The organism is Haliscomenobacter sp. (assembly GCF_041740695.1).
In the GTDB taxonomy this organism is placed as follows: domain Bacteria; phylum Bacteroidota; class Bacteroidia; order Chitinophagales; family Saprospiraceae; genus Haliscomenobacter.
Genome location: NZ_JBGSLK010000139.1, coordinates 1 through 16,720, shown reverse-complemented (window position 1 = coordinate 16,720; position 16,720 = coordinate 1). Strand labels below are relative to the sequence as shown.

The following is a 16,720-nucleotide window of genomic DNA, read 5'->3' as shown; positions in this document are numbered from 1 at the left end:
CTCCTGAGGTGATTCTGAGGTGCCTTTGGTTTCTTAGGTGGTGAAAGAGTTTCCTGCTTCGCAGGTTTTTTCTTTTTTATCACCTAAGAAACCAAAGGCACCTCAGAATCACCTCAGAAAAACTACTCGTTCCGCAGAGAATCCACCGGATTGACAATGGCCGCCCGGATGGCCTGATAACTCAGCGTCAGCAACGCAAAAGCAATCGCTAGTCCCCCCGCCAAGGCGAACATCCACCACTCAATGGCAATGTGGAAAGCAAAATCTTTCAACCATTGCTGCGCAAAATACCAGGCAATTGGTGATCCCAACAGAATGGAGATACCCACCAACAACAAAAGGTCTTTGGACAACAAGGCTACAATGTTGGAAATGGAAGCACCCAGAATTTTACGCACCCCAATTTCTTTGGTTCTCCGGCCAATCATAAAGGAGACCAAACCAAACAAACCAATGCAGGAAATAAAAATGGCAATCCCGGTAGCTGCACTCATGATTTTGGAGGTACGTTGTTCGTTTTCATAAAATTTCGCAATGTCTTGATCCACAAAAGTGTATTCAAATTTTTCACCTGGATAAATGGCTTTCCAGCTTTGTTCCACCCGCTCCATCGTCGCTTTAAACGAATCGGTTCCACTGCCCTGCGTAGCCAATTTAAGGCTCAGTTCACGGCGCTGACCCAGAGGGCTAAGCGCAAGCACCAAAGGGCGGATGGGTTCGTGTAAGGATCTGCTGTGAAAATCTTTGACCACGCCCACAATCGGATACTCCGTTTTATCCTCAATCAAATTTTTGCCCAAGGCTTCTTGTGGATGTTTAAAACCCAGCTGTTTTAGTGCGGTTTCATTGATCAAATACTCTCGCGTGGAGTCGACAGGCAACAGATTGCGCCCCGCCAACAGGGTAATATCGTACAAGTGTAGGTAAGCTGTATCGGCGCCCTTGACCAAAAATTCATGGTCTTCGGTTTCTTTTTTGCCCTTAAAGTTGAAAATGCGGGTATTGATTCCTTGAGAAGCGGGTGCATCGGCATGAATCGAAACCCCTTTTACCCCAGTTAACTGCCGGACTTGGTTGGCCAATAGTGTTTTTTTCTCCGGCTCATATTGGAAAGGTGGCCGAAAATGTACCACTGCATCCGCATTGAAGCCCATTTCCGCGTTTTGCATGAACTTGATCTGCCGCCCGATGATCAGCGTTCCAGCAATCAACGCCAGGGAAAAAGTAAATTGAAAAACAATCAAACCTTTGCGCAGCCATTCCACACCGCTACCACCGCCTTTGCTGGACAACTTGGCTTTCAAAGCCACTGCTGGCCGAAAACCCGAGAGCACAAAGGCCGGATACAAACCCGCCAACACACTCACCAGCAAAAGAACAGCAGCCATAAAAGCCAAAACAGTAGGGGCAAAGAGTTTAAAAGTTAAATCCTCGGGCAAAAATTCGGTAAAAAATACGAGGGCGCCCTTGGCCAGCGCAATGGAAAACAGCATAGCGACCAAAGTAATCACCAGGGTTTCACCCAAAAATTGACGGATCAACACGCTTCGCGTGCCGCCCAAAACCTTGCGCACACCCACTTCTTTGGAGCGTTGAATCGATTGGGTAGTGGCCAGATTGATAAAATTAATACAGGCAATCAACAAGAGCAATCCCGCCACCAGCGCCAGAGCATTGAGTGTTTTGCGGTTCGCAGGAGCGGCGCTGTCGTTGAAAATTCCAATGGTGGAATAGCGCAAGTCGGCCAAGGCTTGCAATGGGTACGCCAGTTTGAGTTTGGGATCATTATCCACTTGGTATTTTTTGACCAGTTGCTCGAGCTGTTTGCTTAGTCGTTCTGTTTTGGCCTCTTTGTCCAATTTGATAAAAACCTGGGAAGCACTGGTGGTGCTGCCCCATTCTTTCATGCCTTCCAATCCACCTACATCGTTCTTCAACCAACTTTGAGGGATGGTGCTAAAAGAGATAAAATCGGTGAAATTCAGGTCGGTTTGTTTCTGCAAATCACTAACAATCCCCGAAACGGTCACCAGCAAGGAATCGTTGTAATTGATCTCCTGACCAAGTGCAGCGCGAGGTTCAATGTTGCCAAAATAAAACCTGGCCCTGCTCTCGGTGAGCACCACTTTAAAGGGCTCGCTCAGGGCCGTTTGGGGTGTACCAGCCAACCAGTGGTAACTATCGAATACCCGGAAATAGTCGGGTTCGGCGGCAACGACCTGATTTTGTTCTTCAAAAACCTTACCCTGTTCTTTTTGTGCACCCAGGCTTATTTTTAGGTTGCTAAAAGTCATAAAATGCCCCACTGCTTCCACTCCGGTGCACTCCTTGCGAATGGCGTCGGGTATCGGGAAAGCTATGCCACTATTGGTCGCATCAAACAGGCCACTATAAATGGTATACACCCGGTAAATGCGCTCTTTGTCGGGATGAAAGGTATCAAAACTGCGTTGGTGATGAACCAGCAGAAAAATAACCAAACATGCGCTGATGCCAATGGCCAGGCCCATCACATTGATGGAGCTATGCAATTTGTACCGCAACAAATTGCGGAAAGCGATTTTGAAATGGTTTTTCAGCATGATTTATTCCTTTTTTAATGCTTCTACCGGATTCACGATGGCCGCTTTGAACGCCTGATAACCCACCGTCAGGATGGCAATGCCCAAGGCAGCCACTCCCGCCAATACAAACACCCAAGGCTGCAACTCGATATGGTAGGCAAACCCAGTCAGCCATTCCCGCATCAGGTACCAGGCAATCGGAAGTGCCAACACAATGGCCAACATGACCAGTCGTACAAAATCCATGGAAAGTAGTCGCACCACACTCAACACCGATGCCCCCAACACTTTGCGGATTCCAATTTCTTTGCCCCGCCGCTCGGCAGTGAAGGCCGCCAAACCAAACAGCCCCAGACAAGAAATCAGTACCGCCAAGGCCCCAAAATAACGCGACAATACTGACACTCGTTTTTCGGCCACATATTGCGCCTGATAGGTTTGATCCAAAAAAGTATAGTCAAATACAAAGCCAGGATTGTAATCTTTGTAAAACTGCGTCAAGGCAGCCAAGGTCTTTTGTTCAGTCCCCGCTGCGATTCGTACCATAACTGTTACGGCATACATGCGGTCAAAGCGGAAGAAAAAAGGTTTGACGGGTTCGTGCAGGGATTGCAGGTGGAAGTTTTTGACCACACCCAAAATTTCTACTTTTCTGCCACCAAAATCGATGACTTGCCCCGGCACAGGTTCCGACAAACCCATCACTGCAACCGCCTCTTCGTTGAAGATCAACTTGCTGGTATCGGAGCTAAAATCTCTGGAAAAAGGCCGACCAGAGCGCATCTCGCAACCCAGGGTTTCGATCATTCCATAACTCACTCCGGCATTTTGAAAAGCAATTTTTTTCCCTTTCCAATCTACATTTGGTGCATTGCCACCTGGCCCCCAAACGATATTGCCCGGCATATTGGAAACCGATTCCACGCCAGGAATTTTGCGCAAAGCCTCCAAAAAGCCTTCTGGGTTGGCTGTGGCTTTTCCTTCCATTTCAAAGTAGAGCAGGTTGTCTTTGTTGTAACCCAGGTTTTTATTTTGTACAAATTCGATTTGCTGGTAAATGACCAGTACCGCTACGATGAACACGATGGAAATGCCAAATTGAAAAACCACCAGTCCTTTACGAGCCAGCAGCTCGCCGCCTGAAGTGTTCAGTTTTCCTTTCAGTACCGCTACTGGCTTGAAACTGGAAAGGTAAAAGGCCGGATAACTGCCCGCAACGAGGCTGGTCGCGGCGGCAATGACGAGGGCACCGAGAACCAAATTGGTATTCCAGTTCAGCGCCAATTGTTTGCCCGTAAGCTCATTAAAAGCGGGTAATAGCAAAATTACCAACAGCGCTGCCACCAAAAAGGAGAGCAAAGTCATGGCGGTAGATTCGCCCAAATGTTGCCAGATGAGGGTGCTCCGCCGGGCACCGATGGCTTTTTTGATGCCAACCTCCTTGATCCGGTTGGCTGCTTTTGCGGTAGCCAAATTCATAAAGTTGACGCAGGCGATGAGCAGGATAAACAGAGCGATGAGGGAAAAAAGGCGAACGTATTCAATTCTTCCACCTGCCTGGACACCATTTTCGTATTGGCCGTACAGATAGTTGTCGGCAAAGGGTTTGATGAACAACTCGACCTTCGCACCTGGGTTTTTACGCTGGATAAAATCGGCAATTTTGGCATTGAACCGCTCATGGTCAACACCTTTTTTCAACACTAAGTAGGTATTGAATACATTGTCCCAACTTATCCCCCGACCGATGATGTCCAAAAAAGATTCAAAGGGCAGCACAAAATCAAACTGCTCGGAGGCATTGGTGGGGAGGTTTTTAAATACACCACTCACGGTACATTGTTTTTTCAAACCCGCCATGTCCCACTCCAGGTTTTTGCCTAGGGCGTTTTTATTGGATTTGAACAAACTTTTGGCCAGTTTTTCTGAAATGACGATGGTACTTTTGTCGGCCAAAACCTGGTTCTTGCTGCCTTGTAGGAGTTCATAAGAAAACAATTGGAAGAAACCTGCACTGGCAAATTTTCCTACCCCTTTGATTGGCTCATGCTGAGCTTTCAGGGTGAATTTAGGAAACCAGGCGGGCGGCGTAACCGTGGCGGCTCTTTCTACTTCTGGCATTTCGGCATTGAGCAGTTCAGCCAAGTGTTTGGGTGTACCCGACTGAGTGACCACCTTGCCTTCGTTTTCCAGATTGCCCATGACCTGAAATAAATGTGGGTCGTTTTGGTGAAAACGGTCAACACTCCGCTCATCGTTCACCCAGAGGTAGATCAATAAGGTACAGGCCAATCCGGTAGACAAGCCAATCAAGTTAATGAAAAAACTGTGTTTAAATCGTTTGATGTTGCGGTAAATCAACAGCAAGTTGTGATGGAGCATCGCGCATACAGTTTTTCAAAGCCAATTGTAAAATAACGGCCAATTTTTATGCCAAGAATAAAAAATATTTGTAAATCAATTAATTAGACATTTTTAATTCCTTTGTATTGTTCACCTACGAACACTTTTGTTCGGTTTTGTAAAATTTTGATTTAGGATAAAAAACGTTTTGTATTTTGTGTAACATTCAGTGCTTGGTTAAAACTATAAACTACATGAAAAACTTTTTCCTACTGATCGCAGTGATGGGCACCCATCTCCTTTTTGCTCAAACCAGCAAAGTGTTTGACAACCTTTCCCTCCAAAGCAAAATCCTCAATATGGAGCGGAAGTATGCGATTTATTTGCCTCCCGATTATGAAACTTCTTCCCGGACTTATCCAGTGCTCTACCTTCTACATGGTGCAGGCGATGATCAAACCGGTTGGGTTCAGTTTGGCGAAGTGCAAAACATCACCGACAAAGCCATTGCCGCAGGTACAGCTACACCTATGATCATCGTTATGCCCGATGCCAATACCGGACGCCGGGGTTATGCCAACAGCGCCACTGGTACCTGGCTCTATGAGGATTTTTTCTTCAAAGAATTGATGCCCGCTGTGGAAAAAAAATACCGAATCAAAGCCGAAAAGCGCTTTAGAGCGGTCGCAGGTTTATCGATGGGCGGTGGCGGAAGTTTTGCTTATGCACTGCACCATCCCGAGTTGTTTTCTTCGGCTTGTCCCTTGAGTGCCGCAACCGGGCCTTTAAACTTGGAGGCAGCTAAAATGCAGATGAGGCGTGGACCAGATTCTACCGCCACCGATGCCCAAGTTGATGCTTTTTTTAAACAGCAGAGCGCGGTACACATGATCAACAACATCCCCGACGACCAAAAGAAGGCCGTGCGCTGGTACATCGATTGTGGCGACGATGACTTTTTGTACGAAGGCAACGCGCTGGTACACATCGCCATGCGTAAAAAAGAAGTTCCTCATGAATTTCGCGTCCGCAATGGTGGCCATACCTGGACTTACTGGCGTGAATCCCTACCCGATGTACTCGCATTTATCTCTCAGGCATTCCATCAATATTGACGCTAGCCCGACCTCGTTCAGACATTCCTTTTTCACCTATTAAATAACAACACTTATGAACTCTACCAAACTTTTGTTGGGAACCCTGGCCGGTTTTATCGGCTATTTTATGGGCGGTTTTGTGATGTATACTATGGTGTTTAAAGATGCGCTGGCCTCGGCCATGCCCAACATGGCGAGTGCTCAAGCCGAGCCAAAGATGGAAGTGCTGGTTTTTGGAAATCTGGTTGCTTCATTCCTGCTTGCCTGGATTTTTGAAAGATGGGCAGGCATCCGTACGCTGGGCACTGGGGCCCTCTACGGCGGCCTCATTGGTTTTTTGATCGCGGTAAGTTTTGACTCCATGATTCATGGTACCTCCAATCTGATGAGCTGGGGCGGGGTATTCTTGGATGGAATCGTGTATGCGATCATCAGTGCGATTGCCGGGGCTCTAATTGGCTTTACACTGGGCTACAAGCGTAGGTAAAACGATTTTTTTGCCACGAAGGCACGGAGCTTTACTGTACGAAATTTAGTACTTTGGTGCTTTGTGCCTTTGTGGCTAAAAATAAAATGAATGGCCTGTTTTCAATTCCTTACAATGCTTAAGATCAAGCTTTTTCAAGCCATCCGCACCACTCTTTTATCCCTTTCATTTTTATACCTTTTCCTGACCACTGCTCAGGCCCAATCGGGTGTAAAAAGATACCTCTACGTAGCCGAACCCGGCATTCGCAACTACCTGGAATACGGCGGCCACGGCATTTTGGTGTACGACATCGATGACAACTACAAATTGGTCAAACGGATTCCTACGGGTAGCCTGGACGCCAATGGCCACCCCTCCAACGTCAAAGGCGTTTGTGTGAGCCTGGCGACCCAATGCATCTACGTGAGCACCGTCAAATCGCTGATGTGCATCAGTTTACAAAGTGAAAAACTACTTTGGGAAAAAATATACGAAGCGGGTTGCGACCGCATGGCCATTTCGCCAGATGGGCTGACTATCTTTCAACCTTCTTTCGAAAAAGACCAATGGTACGTACTGGATGCTAAAACGGGTGAGGTAAAAGAGCAGGTCGTGCTCAAAAGTAAAGCCCACAACACCATTTTTGCACCCAACGGAAAGGCGGTCTACATGGAAGGCCTCGCCTCACCCTATGTGACTGTAGTCAATCCTAAAAACACCAGCAAACAACGCCAGATTGGGCCATTTTCAGCTAGCGTAAGGCCATTTACCATTGACGGCAAACAGTCGTTGTTGTACGGCAATGTGAACGAACTGCTGGGTTTTGAAATAGCTGACTTAAAAACGGGAAAAATGATCCATCGGGTGGAAGTACCCGGCTTTGAAAAAGGCTTCATCAAAAGACATGGCTGCCCCAGCCACGGCATTGGCCTAACTCCCGACGAAAAAGAACTTTGGGTAGCCGATGGGGCCAACCAACGCATGCACATTTTTGACAACCAACAAATGCCACCACGTTACCTGTCTTCCGTAGCCTTGCGCGACCAGCCGGGTTGGGTCACTTTTAGTATGGATGGGCGCCACGCCTGGCCCAGCACTGGCGAAATCATCGACATTGCCAGCAAGGAAATCATTCACCGCCTTGCGGATGAAAAGGGCGAGATTGTCCAAAGTGAAAAAATAGTGGAAATCCATTTCCAAGGAAATAAGGCAGTGAAAAAAGGGGATCAATTTGGCCTGGGTCGAAATCGTTAACTTATTTCATTTCCGTTCCTAGGCGACGGTTTAGCCCTCTAACCAGGATTGATAATACACTCCATCGTCGATCTTCAACGCTGCCTCCGTCACCATCAGCGGTTTGAACGTATCGATCATCACCGCCAACTCTTCCGTGGATGTTTTGCCGATACTCCGCTCGTAAGCACCCGGATGTGGCCCGTGTGGAATGCCGCCAGGGTGTAGGGAAATATGCCCGGCGGCAATGTTGTTCCGGCTCATAAAGTCGCCATCCACGTAATACAACACCTCATCACTATCGATGTTGGAGTGATTGTAGGGTGCGGGAATGGCCCGTGGATGGTAGTCGTACATGCGTGGGCAAAAGGAACAGACCACAAAGGCTTTGGTTTCAAAGGTCTGGTGCACGGGAGGTGGCTGGTGTACCCGTCCGGTGATCGGTTCAAAATTGTGGATCGAAAATCCGTAAGGGAAATTGTACCCATCCCAGCCAACGACATCGAAGGGGTGCGTGTTGTAGACCAATTGGTGGAGTATACCCTGCTTTTTGACCTTGAGCAAAAACTCCCCTTTTTCATCGTGGGTTTCGAGGTCTTGGGGAAGTTTGTAATCGCGTTCGCAAAAGGGGGAATGTTCCAACAGTTGCCCAAACCAGTTGCGGTAACGTTTAGGGGTATAAATCGGATGAAAAGACTCGGCGTAGAGCAAACGATTGTCGGCGGTATCAAAGTCGATTTGGTAAATCATGCCACGCGGAATCAGCAGGTAGTCGCCGTATTCAAAGGGAATATTGCCCAAAAGGGTGCGCAGGGTGCCCGTTCCACGGTGAATGAACAGCAGTTCGTCGGCATCCGCGTTTTTGTAGAAATAATTGCGCAGGGAGCTTTGCGGCGCAGCCAGTCCAATGTGGATGTCGGAATTGACGAGTAGGGGAGTGCGGCTTTCCAGGTAATCTGCTTTGGCGGGCACTTCAAAACCGAGCAACTTACGTGGGTGGATGTTTTTGGCTACCGCAATTACGGGACTGACATCGATGGCTTCTCCAATGGCGCGAATCATCGTGGGGCGATGAATCTGGTACAACAATGAGGACATTCCATCAAAACCCACGGTGCCAAACAATTGCTCGTAGTACAGCCCGCCGCCGGGTTTTTCAAAAATGGTATGGCGCTTGGGAGGGATTTTCCCCAGCTTGTGGTAGATCGGCATAAACTTGGTTTTATTTGGTGGGGTAAAGTTAGGGAAGTGAGAGCAATAATGCCGAAAATCTTGTGCTATTTTGGGTATGGTTTAATGATGCTGTAAGCCTTGAGGGTGCCGTCTTTCATGAGCTCCCATTTTGCGCATCACCTCCTGAATAATGTGGTCAAAACGCTGTTTTTGCTCCACATTGCTCAATCTGCGGACGGCCTGAAAATGTTGAAAAGTGACCCATTCCGTTTTGCCCTCCAATTGCCGCAAACCAGCTAGTGCAGCGGTATCGTTTTGGGCAATCCCTGCAAAAAGAGCATGGCGCAACTCGGTGCGTTGCGCTTCAATCGCCCGTATTTTGCTGCGGTGCTGTTTGATCAATTGTTGGTAATAATCCCGTTGAACCGGGCTGAATTTCAGTTCGTGCATCAGGAATTCTGCCGCAGCGGAGGGCCGATTGGGCTGATCATGGGGTCGATTCAGGCGCAGGAGCAAGCCCAGCGAAACGACATTGAGCACAAACAAAAGCAAGAGGGCCGCGCCCATTATTTTGAGGACATTCATGTTCAATAATTGAGTGGTGATGTAAAATACAGGCGGGAGAATTGCTCCACTTTTTGCATTTCTTGTTGTTTGAAGCCTACGTTAAACCAAACCGCGGAGTTGAGCAGCAACATCAGCACCGAGGCAGCAAGCATTTGTCTGGTTAGCCGCCGAACCTGCGTTTGTTGCACTTGTCGGGCCGCGCGGGTAGCCTGGATGCGGGCTTCGATCTTTTGCAGCAAAGCCTCATCCGCCTTGGCCCGTTGTAGACCTTCCAGGCTTTGTAGTGCAGCCTCTACTGGATCGTGGTGTTTGGGTTCGTCCATAAGGCAATGACTTAATCGTTTTCGTAAAAATTCTTGAGCAATTCCCGCAATTTCTGCCTGGCCCGTACCAAAAGCGACTCTACGGCCGGAATACTGATCTCCAAAACCTGTGCGATTTCAGCATAACTGAGTTGCTCGATTTTGGCCAGTACAAAAGCGCTTTGTTGATTTTCGGGCAACCTGGCAATGGCTTTGAACAAGGCGATACTGGATTCCTGCTGTTCGAGTAGCACTCCCGGATGAATAAAATCGGGCAAATCCAGCGGTTTTTCTTCATGCTCCGTTTGCCGACAGAGCGAGCGGGTAAAGCCGGAACGTTTTTGCGCCTTGCGGGCTTTGATCCGATCCAGGGCCTTGTTCACCGTGATGCGGTACAACCAGGTGCACATACTCGACTGCCCTCGAAAACTGCCAATGGCTTCGTACGCAGCCACGAACACATCCTGGGTCAACTCTTCGGCTTCTTCCCAATTCTGCAACAAAGACAAAGCGGTATTGAACACCCGGTCTTTGTGGGTGTAAAAGTAGTCCTGGAAAGTACTACTGCTTTCCTGTGGGCTGTGGATATGTGCTTTGGCTTTGGTCAAAAGTTGGTATTTAGGGGTTAGACGAGTAGGCTGAAAAAAACCTGCGCGACCTTGTATTATTTTTTATTGAGAAAAGTAAAAACCTCGTCAATGCTGGGGTTGAAGCTGATGATTTTTCGATTTTGGTCGATTAGGATGTCCAGGGGAACGGCATTTAGGTGATAAGTTTCCCTCAAGCCATCACCATCGAGGCTTTCGTCACTGACCCAAAAGCCTTGTTGCCAGGGCAGCTGATTTTTGAGGGCATATTTTTGCCAATCCCTAAAGTGTTCCTCTGTGGAAATATTGAGCAGCACGATTTTATCTTTTAATGCTTCATATTGAGTAAGGTAAGCTTGATTGTTCACTCTACAAGGCCGGCACCAACTGGTGCCAAACATCAAAAGGATCGGTTTGCCCGACCATTCATCGCTGCGGTGGCTGATTTTTGAGGTGTCAACAAAACTGAGCTCCAGCATGGTTTTACCCGGCCAGAGTCGGTTTGCCAGTTTTTTATAGGTGAATGAATTTTCCTTCACATCCGCAGGCACAGATTCAATGGATTGCCAGATGTGCGGCAATTTCCCCCAGCTGTATTCATCAGCAAAAAGGGTATAGCGCATAAAACCAATACACTCTATGGCCAAAACCGGGTCTTCAACAAACAAGGTATCCAGGTACCTGAAAATCTCCCGATTGACGGAGTCCCTTTTTTCTTCCCCAAAATCATATTTCCGGTGATTGAGGTCGTTGGTTTTTTCCAATAAATCATTCAGGTAATTTTTGCGCGCTACGTCGCCTTTGATGAATTCCACTTTTTCGCCCTTGTGGTTGCCTGTGATTTCCACCACATCATCGGGGTCGAGTAGCATATAGACCATTTGGCCATAACCATCTTTGGTTACCCAACTCAGGTGGAAGGCCTTTTCGTAGGGGCTGATGGTTAGTGTGGCGTTGAAATAGCCCTTTTCATCAAGTTGGAAGCTATCTCTACGGTCCCAACTGCTGCGAAAATGAATGACCCCGGTCTTGGCATTGGTAATGCGGCCACTGATGGTCAGTGCCAGGCAAGTATTGGTAATTGCGAACAAAAACACCAGCCCTGCCAGCACCGTTTTAAAGAGGTAAGTTTGTTTCATTAGCGGGTTTTAGCGGTTAGACGCCAAATCCCAACAAACCCTGCGCAGTGCGCGCCATTTTTTTTACCACAACTTCCAGCCCAACACCAAGGCCACCTTCGACAAATCAGACTCCAAAAACGGATACAACCTCAATAAATCCTTTTTTTCGTACCAGCGCAATTCGGCGCTGAATTTTTTATAACTCATCCCGGCCCCGCCTGCAAATACATTGCCCCCACTGAGCTCGTACTGGCGGCCATCAATCCGGTTCATTGCGGAATTGAAACTCAGTTCAAAGGCGTAAGCTGCACTCAGCGAAAAGCGCAAATCCTCGGTGATAAAAAAGTAATGCCGCAAGCCCGTCGGGACTTCCAAGGCCCGGTAATTGATCGAAGTCAGTTCACTGCGAATCGATTCGGTGGCAAAAAAACTTTGCAGATTGGGTTCGACAAAAAAGGCCCACTTGCTTTTGTTGAAAGGCAGTACAAACTCCAAATCCAGCCCGAGTCGAGGTGTTGCTTTTTGTGAAAAACCATCTACGCCCACAAATATAAAATCGGAAAAACTCAGGCCAGTGGTCACCCGCACATTGAACAAGTCGCGTTTGATTTTTCCATCGTAGTTCGTAAAACTCAGTCCCTTGCACTGGTGGTAAGCGATCAGGTATTTGATCAGTTCAGACTTGTAATATTTCAATTCCTGCAGCACTTCCGAACGGGCTTGGGCACATTTGGCCTCCGCCAATTGCTCCCGAAACTCCACATTACTGGCAATGGTGTTTTGATCAACAATGTACCTTTTGTACACCAATTGGCGAATGCCTTGGCTGGGTGTTTGATAGAAAAAAAGATTGAGGTCGCCGTCGGAGTAGTGGTACAAAGACACTTCGCCCTCGATCAAAACCTTCAAAAAAAGTTCTTCACTGTGAAAAATGGCATTGCCGAAATAATCCATCTTGCTGATCTCGCCACTGCTGCGGTCGATGTCTACTTTGGCGCGGATGTATTTGGAAAAATTGTACACCCCAAATTCCTGCACATTTTCAAGGGAGGCTGAATTCGTGCGTGCGGTTTCGGTAGTGCGGTAGACAAAGGAGTTGGGATTGTCGTGCCAGTCGGAGTTTTTGATCAGGCACTCGATTTTGTTGCCTTGATTGTCGATGAAATAGGCCCGCTCAAAACGAATTTGGCCAGTCAGGTTCAGCCCCAAAAAACACAGAAATAATGCAATTAAGTGGGTTTTCATGATGCAGGTTTTATCCATTGAATGATCAAAGCATTGAATAAAAATAAGCCAAAAGAGTTCAAAACCCAAGGCCTCTACCTTCTTGCGCTTAGGGAATGAATATCTTTTCCGTCACCCCGTGAATGCCTTTTTGAATGTGTACAAAATGAATGCCACTTGGTGCATGCGCCAGGGGTATTTGCAAGCGCTGCCCCTGGGTTTTGGCTTCGGCCATCACTGCGCCATAACTATTCAACACCCGGGCTTGTACCTGCGAACCTTCAGGAGCAGAGGCTTGGTCTATTTCCACATACAGCATCCGCGAAGAACTGTCAAAATTGATTTTTTGCCACTGTTTGTCAATGCCTCGGTCACCCACTTTGGTCAAAGGACTACCGCTGACCAACCGATCTGACAAATCATTCAGGTAACATTCCAGATTGGTGTATCCAGCCAGCCCGGTAAATTTGATCGACAGCTGGGTGCCATTGTGATCCTTTACATTGGGATTCAAACCTTGGGCCGTTTCCCAGGAATCGGGCATACCATCACTGTCTGTATCCTTGGGGGCCGCCGGAGCAGTTGTGAAATCCAGTCGGAAGGCATCCTGGTAATAATCGCGACCATCGATGGGGCGACTATCGATGACGTTGTCCAGCAAGGGTTGCTGTAGGCGACGGTTCATGGGATCACGGCGGCGGGTGCTGTGGGGGTTAAAAGCGCCCACAGTGCTGCGCAAATTTGCCAGCAAATCCGCAGTGGCTGTATAAGTAATCGCAGGGTAAGGGAAGCGGGTACTGCGCCGAATGGCTTTGCCCAAATCCCGATTGGGGTGATTGGGGGCCGTGCAAAAATCGTTGCAACAGTAAAACAGCTCATAGTCGGCGTAATTGGGGAATCTGCTCAGTTTGTTGCCGCTGACAAATAATTCATTGTTGGAAAAACCCAGCATCAGATCGCGGAACATGCCATGGCACATGCTGCTGCGCACCACCGAGAGGTTGTTGACAAAATTGGGCAAAAGGCGCAAACCCGGCGCTTCCTGATTCGAGGTATAAAAACCGGAATTGTAATACATTTCGATTTGTTGGTCCCACAAGAGGTTGTTCGACAGCTCGATCCTCAGCGGATGTTGCAGGCAGGACATGTCGTTGGGTGCCTCACCACTTTGCTCGCAACTTATTTCAGGCATACGTCCTCCGATGCGGTTCCAGATGTTGTGGTGGATGCTGATGCTGTCTTTGCGGTGCCCATTGGCCGAGTAATTGAGCAACATGCCACCAAATTCGTAGTGGTCGCCCAGGGTTTCTGCCAATTGACAATACTGGATGCTGAGGTTGTTGCTGCGCGAAATTTGAATGGCTTCGTCGGTAGCATTGGCAAAGGAGCAATGGTCGATGACTACTCGACTTGCTGCATCCAGGCGCAAGGCATCATCGGCTACCCAGCCACTGCCTGGCCGGATTTGTTCGGTAGCCGGGCGAGAGTTGAGGTGGCGGATGATGATGTTTTTGGCTCCGTTGTTGGGTTCATACCAGTCGTCGATGATGATTCCCCGCACGATGATGCCGCCCGGTGAACTTTGGCCCGCAATGTAACAATCACCCCAAATGAGCTCCGCCGCACAGTCGATCAAACCACTTACTTTGAATAAAATGTACTTTGGGCCGGGCGTTGCCAAGGCGGCGTTGAGCGATCCGGGCCCTTCACAATTTAGTGTGGTCACATAAATGACTTGCCCGCCACGTCCGCCAGTGGTGTTCAAGGCACCAAAACCTTGCGCTCCGGGGAAAGCGGGGATTTGGGTGAAAAGACTAAGTTGCACAAACAAGTAAAAACAAAGAGAAGCCAGTATTTTTTTCATCTGTTCTGATTGGGTTTGAGGTGTCGCAATAATGATTTAAAGTACTGAAATAACGTAAAAAAGAGCAAAGCCCGGCAAAAAAATCTTTAGATTTGGTACCTTAGTATGACGCAAAACATGAGTCATCCCGAATTTTTGGAATAACAAACCGCGAAAGCGGTTGAATTTTGAATAGCCCCGGTCGTCCGGGGTCATTTCGGCAGCAAAAGGTTTCACAACCGCGGATGCGGTTGAATTTTTTGCTCAATTCAGTTCAACCACTGCCGTGGTTGCAGCCAATTTGACCCTACTATTTACCCCGGACGACCGGGGCTATTCAAAATTCAATCGCTCCGCGATTAGATTTCAGCCTAATTTTGGCTTTTCAAAAATCAGGAATGACTTATGTTTTCTGCGTTTCTTAAAACCAATAGCTATGCCAGATTTTGACGCCATCGTCATCGGATCGGGAATTAGTGGTGGCTGGGCGGCCAAAGAGTTGTGCGAAAAAGGGCTCAAAACCCTGGTTCTGGAGCGTGGCCGCAACATCGAACACATCAGCGATTACCCCACCGCTTTCACCGAGCCCTGGGAGTTCAAACACCGCAACTGGCATCCACGCCAATACAAAAAAGAAAATCCGCTGATTAGCAAGGCAGCGGGTTACAATGAGGACACAGCCCATTTTTTTATTGAAGACAAGGATCATCCCTACGTACAGGAAAAACCTTTCGACTGGATTCGAGGCTATCAGGTAGGTGGCAAATCGCTGATTTGGGGCCGCGCCTGTCAGCGCTGGAGCGAGTATGAATTTACTGCTCCTGCTCGTTTTGACTACGGCATCGATTGGCCAATTCGTTACACCGATGTGGCCCCCTGGTACAGCCATGTTGAAAAATTCATCGGCGTTTGTGGGCATAAAGACGGCATTGAGTCCATGCCGGATGGAGAGTTTTTGCCCCCCATTGAATTGAATTGTGTGGAAAAAGCAGTGCAGGAAAAATTCCTGAAGCACTATAAAAACCGCTACCTGGTACAAGGGCGTTGGGCCCAACTCACCGAACCCAATGAAGTACACCTCGAACAAGGCCGGGGCCGTTGCCAGCGCCGCAACCTCTGTATGCGCGGCTGCCCCTATGGCGGGTACTTTAGTTCGGTGACCAGTACTTTGCCCTGGGCCAAAAAGACGGGTAACCTTACCGTACGTCCAGATTCCGTGGTCCACTCTATTCTTTACGATGAAAAATCGGGCAAAGCCAGCGGAGTCAGGGTGATCGATGCCAATACCAAGGAAGTCATCGAATACAAAGCCCGGGTCATTTTTGTCAACGCCTCCGCGCTGAATAGCAATTTGATTTTGCTGAATTCCCAAAGCAACCGTTTCCCCAATGGCCTGGGCAACGACAATGGCTTGCTGGGCAAATACATCGGATTCCACATTTACCGGGGCTCCGCGCATGGCGAGATGCCGGGCTATGAAGACAAATATGTGTACGGCAAAAACCCGGTGGAGTGTATCCTGGCCAATTTCCGCAACCTGGGCAAACAAGACACCGATTTCCTGGGCGGCTACACCACCTTTATGGGAGCCTACCGCGCTCGGCGCGATGCGGCTGAAGGCATTGGTGCCGACTACAAAAAAGCACTCTCCGAACCCCGCGGCTGGGAAGTCTACATGTACATGCAAGGCGAATCCATGCCCAACGAAAACAACCAGGTGCGGCTAAGTCCCGATCAAAAAGACCAATGGGGCATTCCGCTGCTGGTAACCTCGGTGGGCTACGATGACAATTCAGAAAAAATGGTCGCCGACTTTTTGACCCAAAGTCGGGAAATGCTCGAAGTGGCGGGTTGTCAAAACATCAGTACCCACGACAACAAACAAGCTCCCGGGCTGGACATTCACGAAATGGGCGGGGTACGGATGGGCCGAGATCCCAAAACCTCCTTGCTCAATGAATGGAACCAGTTGCACCACTGCAAAAACGTCTTCGTCACCGATGGCGCCTGTATGACCAGTACCGGCAACCAGAGTCCTTCGATTTTGTACATGGCGCTGACGGCGCGGGCTGCCAATCGTGCGGTGGCGGAATTGAAGGCAGGAAAACTATAATTGGTTGAGGAGGTTGAGAAGGTTGAGAAGGTTTAGGCTCCGCGAGCGACTTAGACAAGGACTTTGTCAAAATCGCTCGCGGAG

13 protein-coding genes are annotated in these 16,720 nt (G+C 48.5%); 4 read left to right on the top strand and 9 right to left on the bottom strand.

Annotation, left to right across the window (positions count from 1 at the left end; genetic code table 11):
- Positions 1 to 122: 122 nt before the first annotated feature.
- Both ACEW9O_RS28190 and ACEW9O_RS28185 read right to left on the bottom strand, forming a co-directional pair.
- The gene (locus tag ACEW9O_RS28190) at positions 123 to 2,582 is read right to left on the bottom strand and encodes an ABC transporter permease (RefSeq protein ID WP_373553577.1); all 2,460 of its coding nucleotides are present in this window, start codon (positions 2,580 to 2,582) and stop codon (positions 123 to 125) included.
- A 3-nt stretch (positions 2,583 to 2,585) separates the two neighbouring features.
- On the bottom strand, positions 2,586 to 4,946 hold the full coding sequence (locus ACEW9O_RS28185; RefSeq protein ID WP_373553576.1) for an ABC transporter permease: 2,361 nt from the start codon (positions 4,944 to 4,946) through the stop codon (positions 2,586 to 2,588).
- Between the two features lie 215 nt (positions 4,947 to 5,161).
- On the opposite strand from ACEW9O_RS28185, the gene ACEW9O_RS28180 reads away from it, so the two are divergent.
- From ACEW9O_RS28180 to ACEW9O_RS28170, 3 genes are all read left to right on the top strand, one after another.
- Entirely contained in the window at positions 5,162 to 6,022 is an 861-nt protein-coding gene (locus tag ACEW9O_RS28180; protein WP_373553575.1) for an alpha/beta hydrolase, read from the top strand.
- 55 nt (positions 6,023 to 6,077) lie between these two features.
- On the top strand, positions 6,078 to 6,491 hold the full coding sequence (locus tag ACEW9O_RS28175; RefSeq protein WP_373553574.1) for a DUF1761 domain-containing protein: 414 nt from the start codon (positions 6,078 to 6,080) through the stop codon (positions 6,489 to 6,491).
- Between the two features lie 114 nt (positions 6,492 to 6,605).
- Entirely contained in the window at positions 6,606 to 7,727 is a 1,122-nt protein-coding gene (locus ACEW9O_RS28170; RefSeq protein ID WP_373553573.1) for a YncE family protein, read from the top strand.
- Between the two features lie 30 nt (positions 7,728 to 7,757).
- Here ACEW9O_RS28170 and ACEW9O_RS28165 read toward each other — a convergent pair whose 3' ends face one another.
- The 7 genes from ACEW9O_RS28165 to ACEW9O_RS28135 all read right to left on the bottom strand — a co-directional run bounded on the left by ACEW9O_RS28165 (position 7,758) and on the right by ACEW9O_RS28135 (position 14,544).
- Positions 7,758 to 8,918, bottom strand: coding sequence for a homogentisate 1,2-dioxygenase (locus tag ACEW9O_RS28165; RefSeq protein ID WP_373553572.1), 1,161 nt, complete (start codon positions 8,916 to 8,918; stop codon positions 7,758 to 7,760).
- Positions 8,919 to 8,999: 81 nt separating this feature from the next.
- Positions 9,000 to 9,464 (bottom strand): hypothetical protein, encoded by a 465-nt coding sequence (locus ACEW9O_RS28160; protein WP_373553571.1) that lies wholly within the window; start codon positions 9,462 to 9,464, stop codon positions 9,000 to 9,002.
- Positions 9,465 to 9,466: 2 nt separating this feature from the next.
- Complete coding sequence (locus tag ACEW9O_RS28155; protein WP_373553570.1) at positions 9,467 to 9,769, bottom strand: hypothetical protein; 303 nt, start codon at positions 9,767 to 9,769, stop codon at positions 9,467 to 9,469.
- An 11-nt stretch (positions 9,770 to 9,780) separates the two neighbouring features.
- The gene (locus tag ACEW9O_RS28150; RefSeq protein WP_373553569.1) at positions 9,781 to 10,356 is read right to left on the bottom strand and encodes an RNA polymerase sigma factor; all 576 of its coding nucleotides are present in this window, start codon (positions 10,354 to 10,356) and stop codon (positions 9,781 to 9,783) included.
- A 56-nt stretch (positions 10,357 to 10,412) separates the two neighbouring features.
- Positions 10,413 to 11,474, bottom strand: a complete 1,062-nt coding sequence (locus ACEW9O_RS28145; RefSeq protein WP_373553568.1) for a TlpA family protein disulfide reductase — start codon at positions 11,472 to 11,474, stop codon at positions 10,413 to 10,415.
- 63 nt (positions 11,475 to 11,537) lie between these two features.
- Positions 11,538 to 12,701, bottom strand: a complete 1,164-nt coding sequence (locus ACEW9O_RS28140) for a hypothetical protein (protein ID WP_373553567.1) — start codon at positions 12,699 to 12,701, stop codon at positions 11,538 to 11,540.
- An 88-nt stretch (positions 12,702 to 12,789) separates the two neighbouring features.
- Positions 12,790 to 14,544, bottom strand: coding sequence for a hypothetical protein (locus ACEW9O_RS28135; protein ID WP_373553566.1), 1,755 nt, complete (start codon positions 14,542 to 14,544; stop codon positions 12,790 to 12,792).
- A 415-nt stretch (positions 14,545 to 14,959) separates the two neighbouring features.
- Between ACEW9O_RS28135 and ACEW9O_RS28130 the strand changes: the two genes are divergently transcribed.
- Positions 14,960 to 16,636 (top strand): GMC oxidoreductase, encoded by a 1,677-nt coding sequence (locus ACEW9O_RS28130; RefSeq protein ID WP_373553565.1) that lies wholly within the window; start codon positions 14,960 to 14,962, stop codon positions 16,634 to 16,636.
- Positions 16,637 to 16,720 lie beyond the last annotated feature (84 nt).

Coding starts and splice junctions, on each gene's coding strand:
- ACEW9O_RS28165 (WP_373553572.1), bottom strand. CDS start 8,918: ATGCCGATCTACCACAAGCTGGGGAAAATCCCTCCCAAGCGCCATACC.
- ACEW9O_RS28185 (WP_373553576.1), bottom strand. CDS start 4,946: ATGCTCCATCACAACTTGCTGTTGATTTACCGCAACATCAAACGATTT.
- ACEW9O_RS28135 (WP_373553566.1), bottom strand. CDS start 14,544: ATGAAAAAAATACTGGCTTCTCTTTGTTTTTACTTGTTTGTGCAACTT.
- ACEW9O_RS28140 (WP_373553567.1), bottom strand. CDS start 12,701: ATGAAAACCCACTTAATTGCATTATTTCTGTGTTTTTTGGGGCTGAAC.
- ACEW9O_RS28155 (WP_373553570.1), bottom strand. CDS start 9,769: ATGGACGAACCCAAACACCACGATCCAGTAGAGGCTGCACTACAAAGC.
- ACEW9O_RS28175 (WP_373553574.1), top strand. CDS start 6,078: ATGAACTCTACCAAACTTTTGTTGGGAACCCTGGCCGGTTTTATCGGC.
- ACEW9O_RS28130 (WP_373553565.1), top strand. CDS start 14,960: ATGCCAGATTTTGACGCCATCGTCATCGGATCGGGAATTAGTGGTGGC.
- ACEW9O_RS28180 (WP_373553575.1), top strand. CDS start 5,162: ATGAAAAACTTTTTCCTACTGATCGCAGTGATGGGCACCCATCTCCTT.
- ACEW9O_RS28170 (WP_373553573.1), top strand. CDS start 6,606: ATGCTTAAGATCAAGCTTTTTCAAGCCATCCGCACCACTCTTTTATCC.
- ACEW9O_RS28145 (WP_373553568.1), bottom strand. CDS start 11,474: ATGAAACAAACTTACCTCTTTAAAACGGTGCTGGCAGGGCTGGTGTTT.
- ACEW9O_RS28190 (WP_373553577.1), bottom strand. CDS start 2,582: ATGCTGAAAAACCATTTCAAAATCGCTTTCCGCAATTTGTTGCGGTAC.
- ACEW9O_RS28160 (WP_373553571.1), bottom strand. CDS start 9,464: ATGAATGTCCTCAAAATAATGGGCGCGGCCCTCTTGCTTTTGTTTGTG.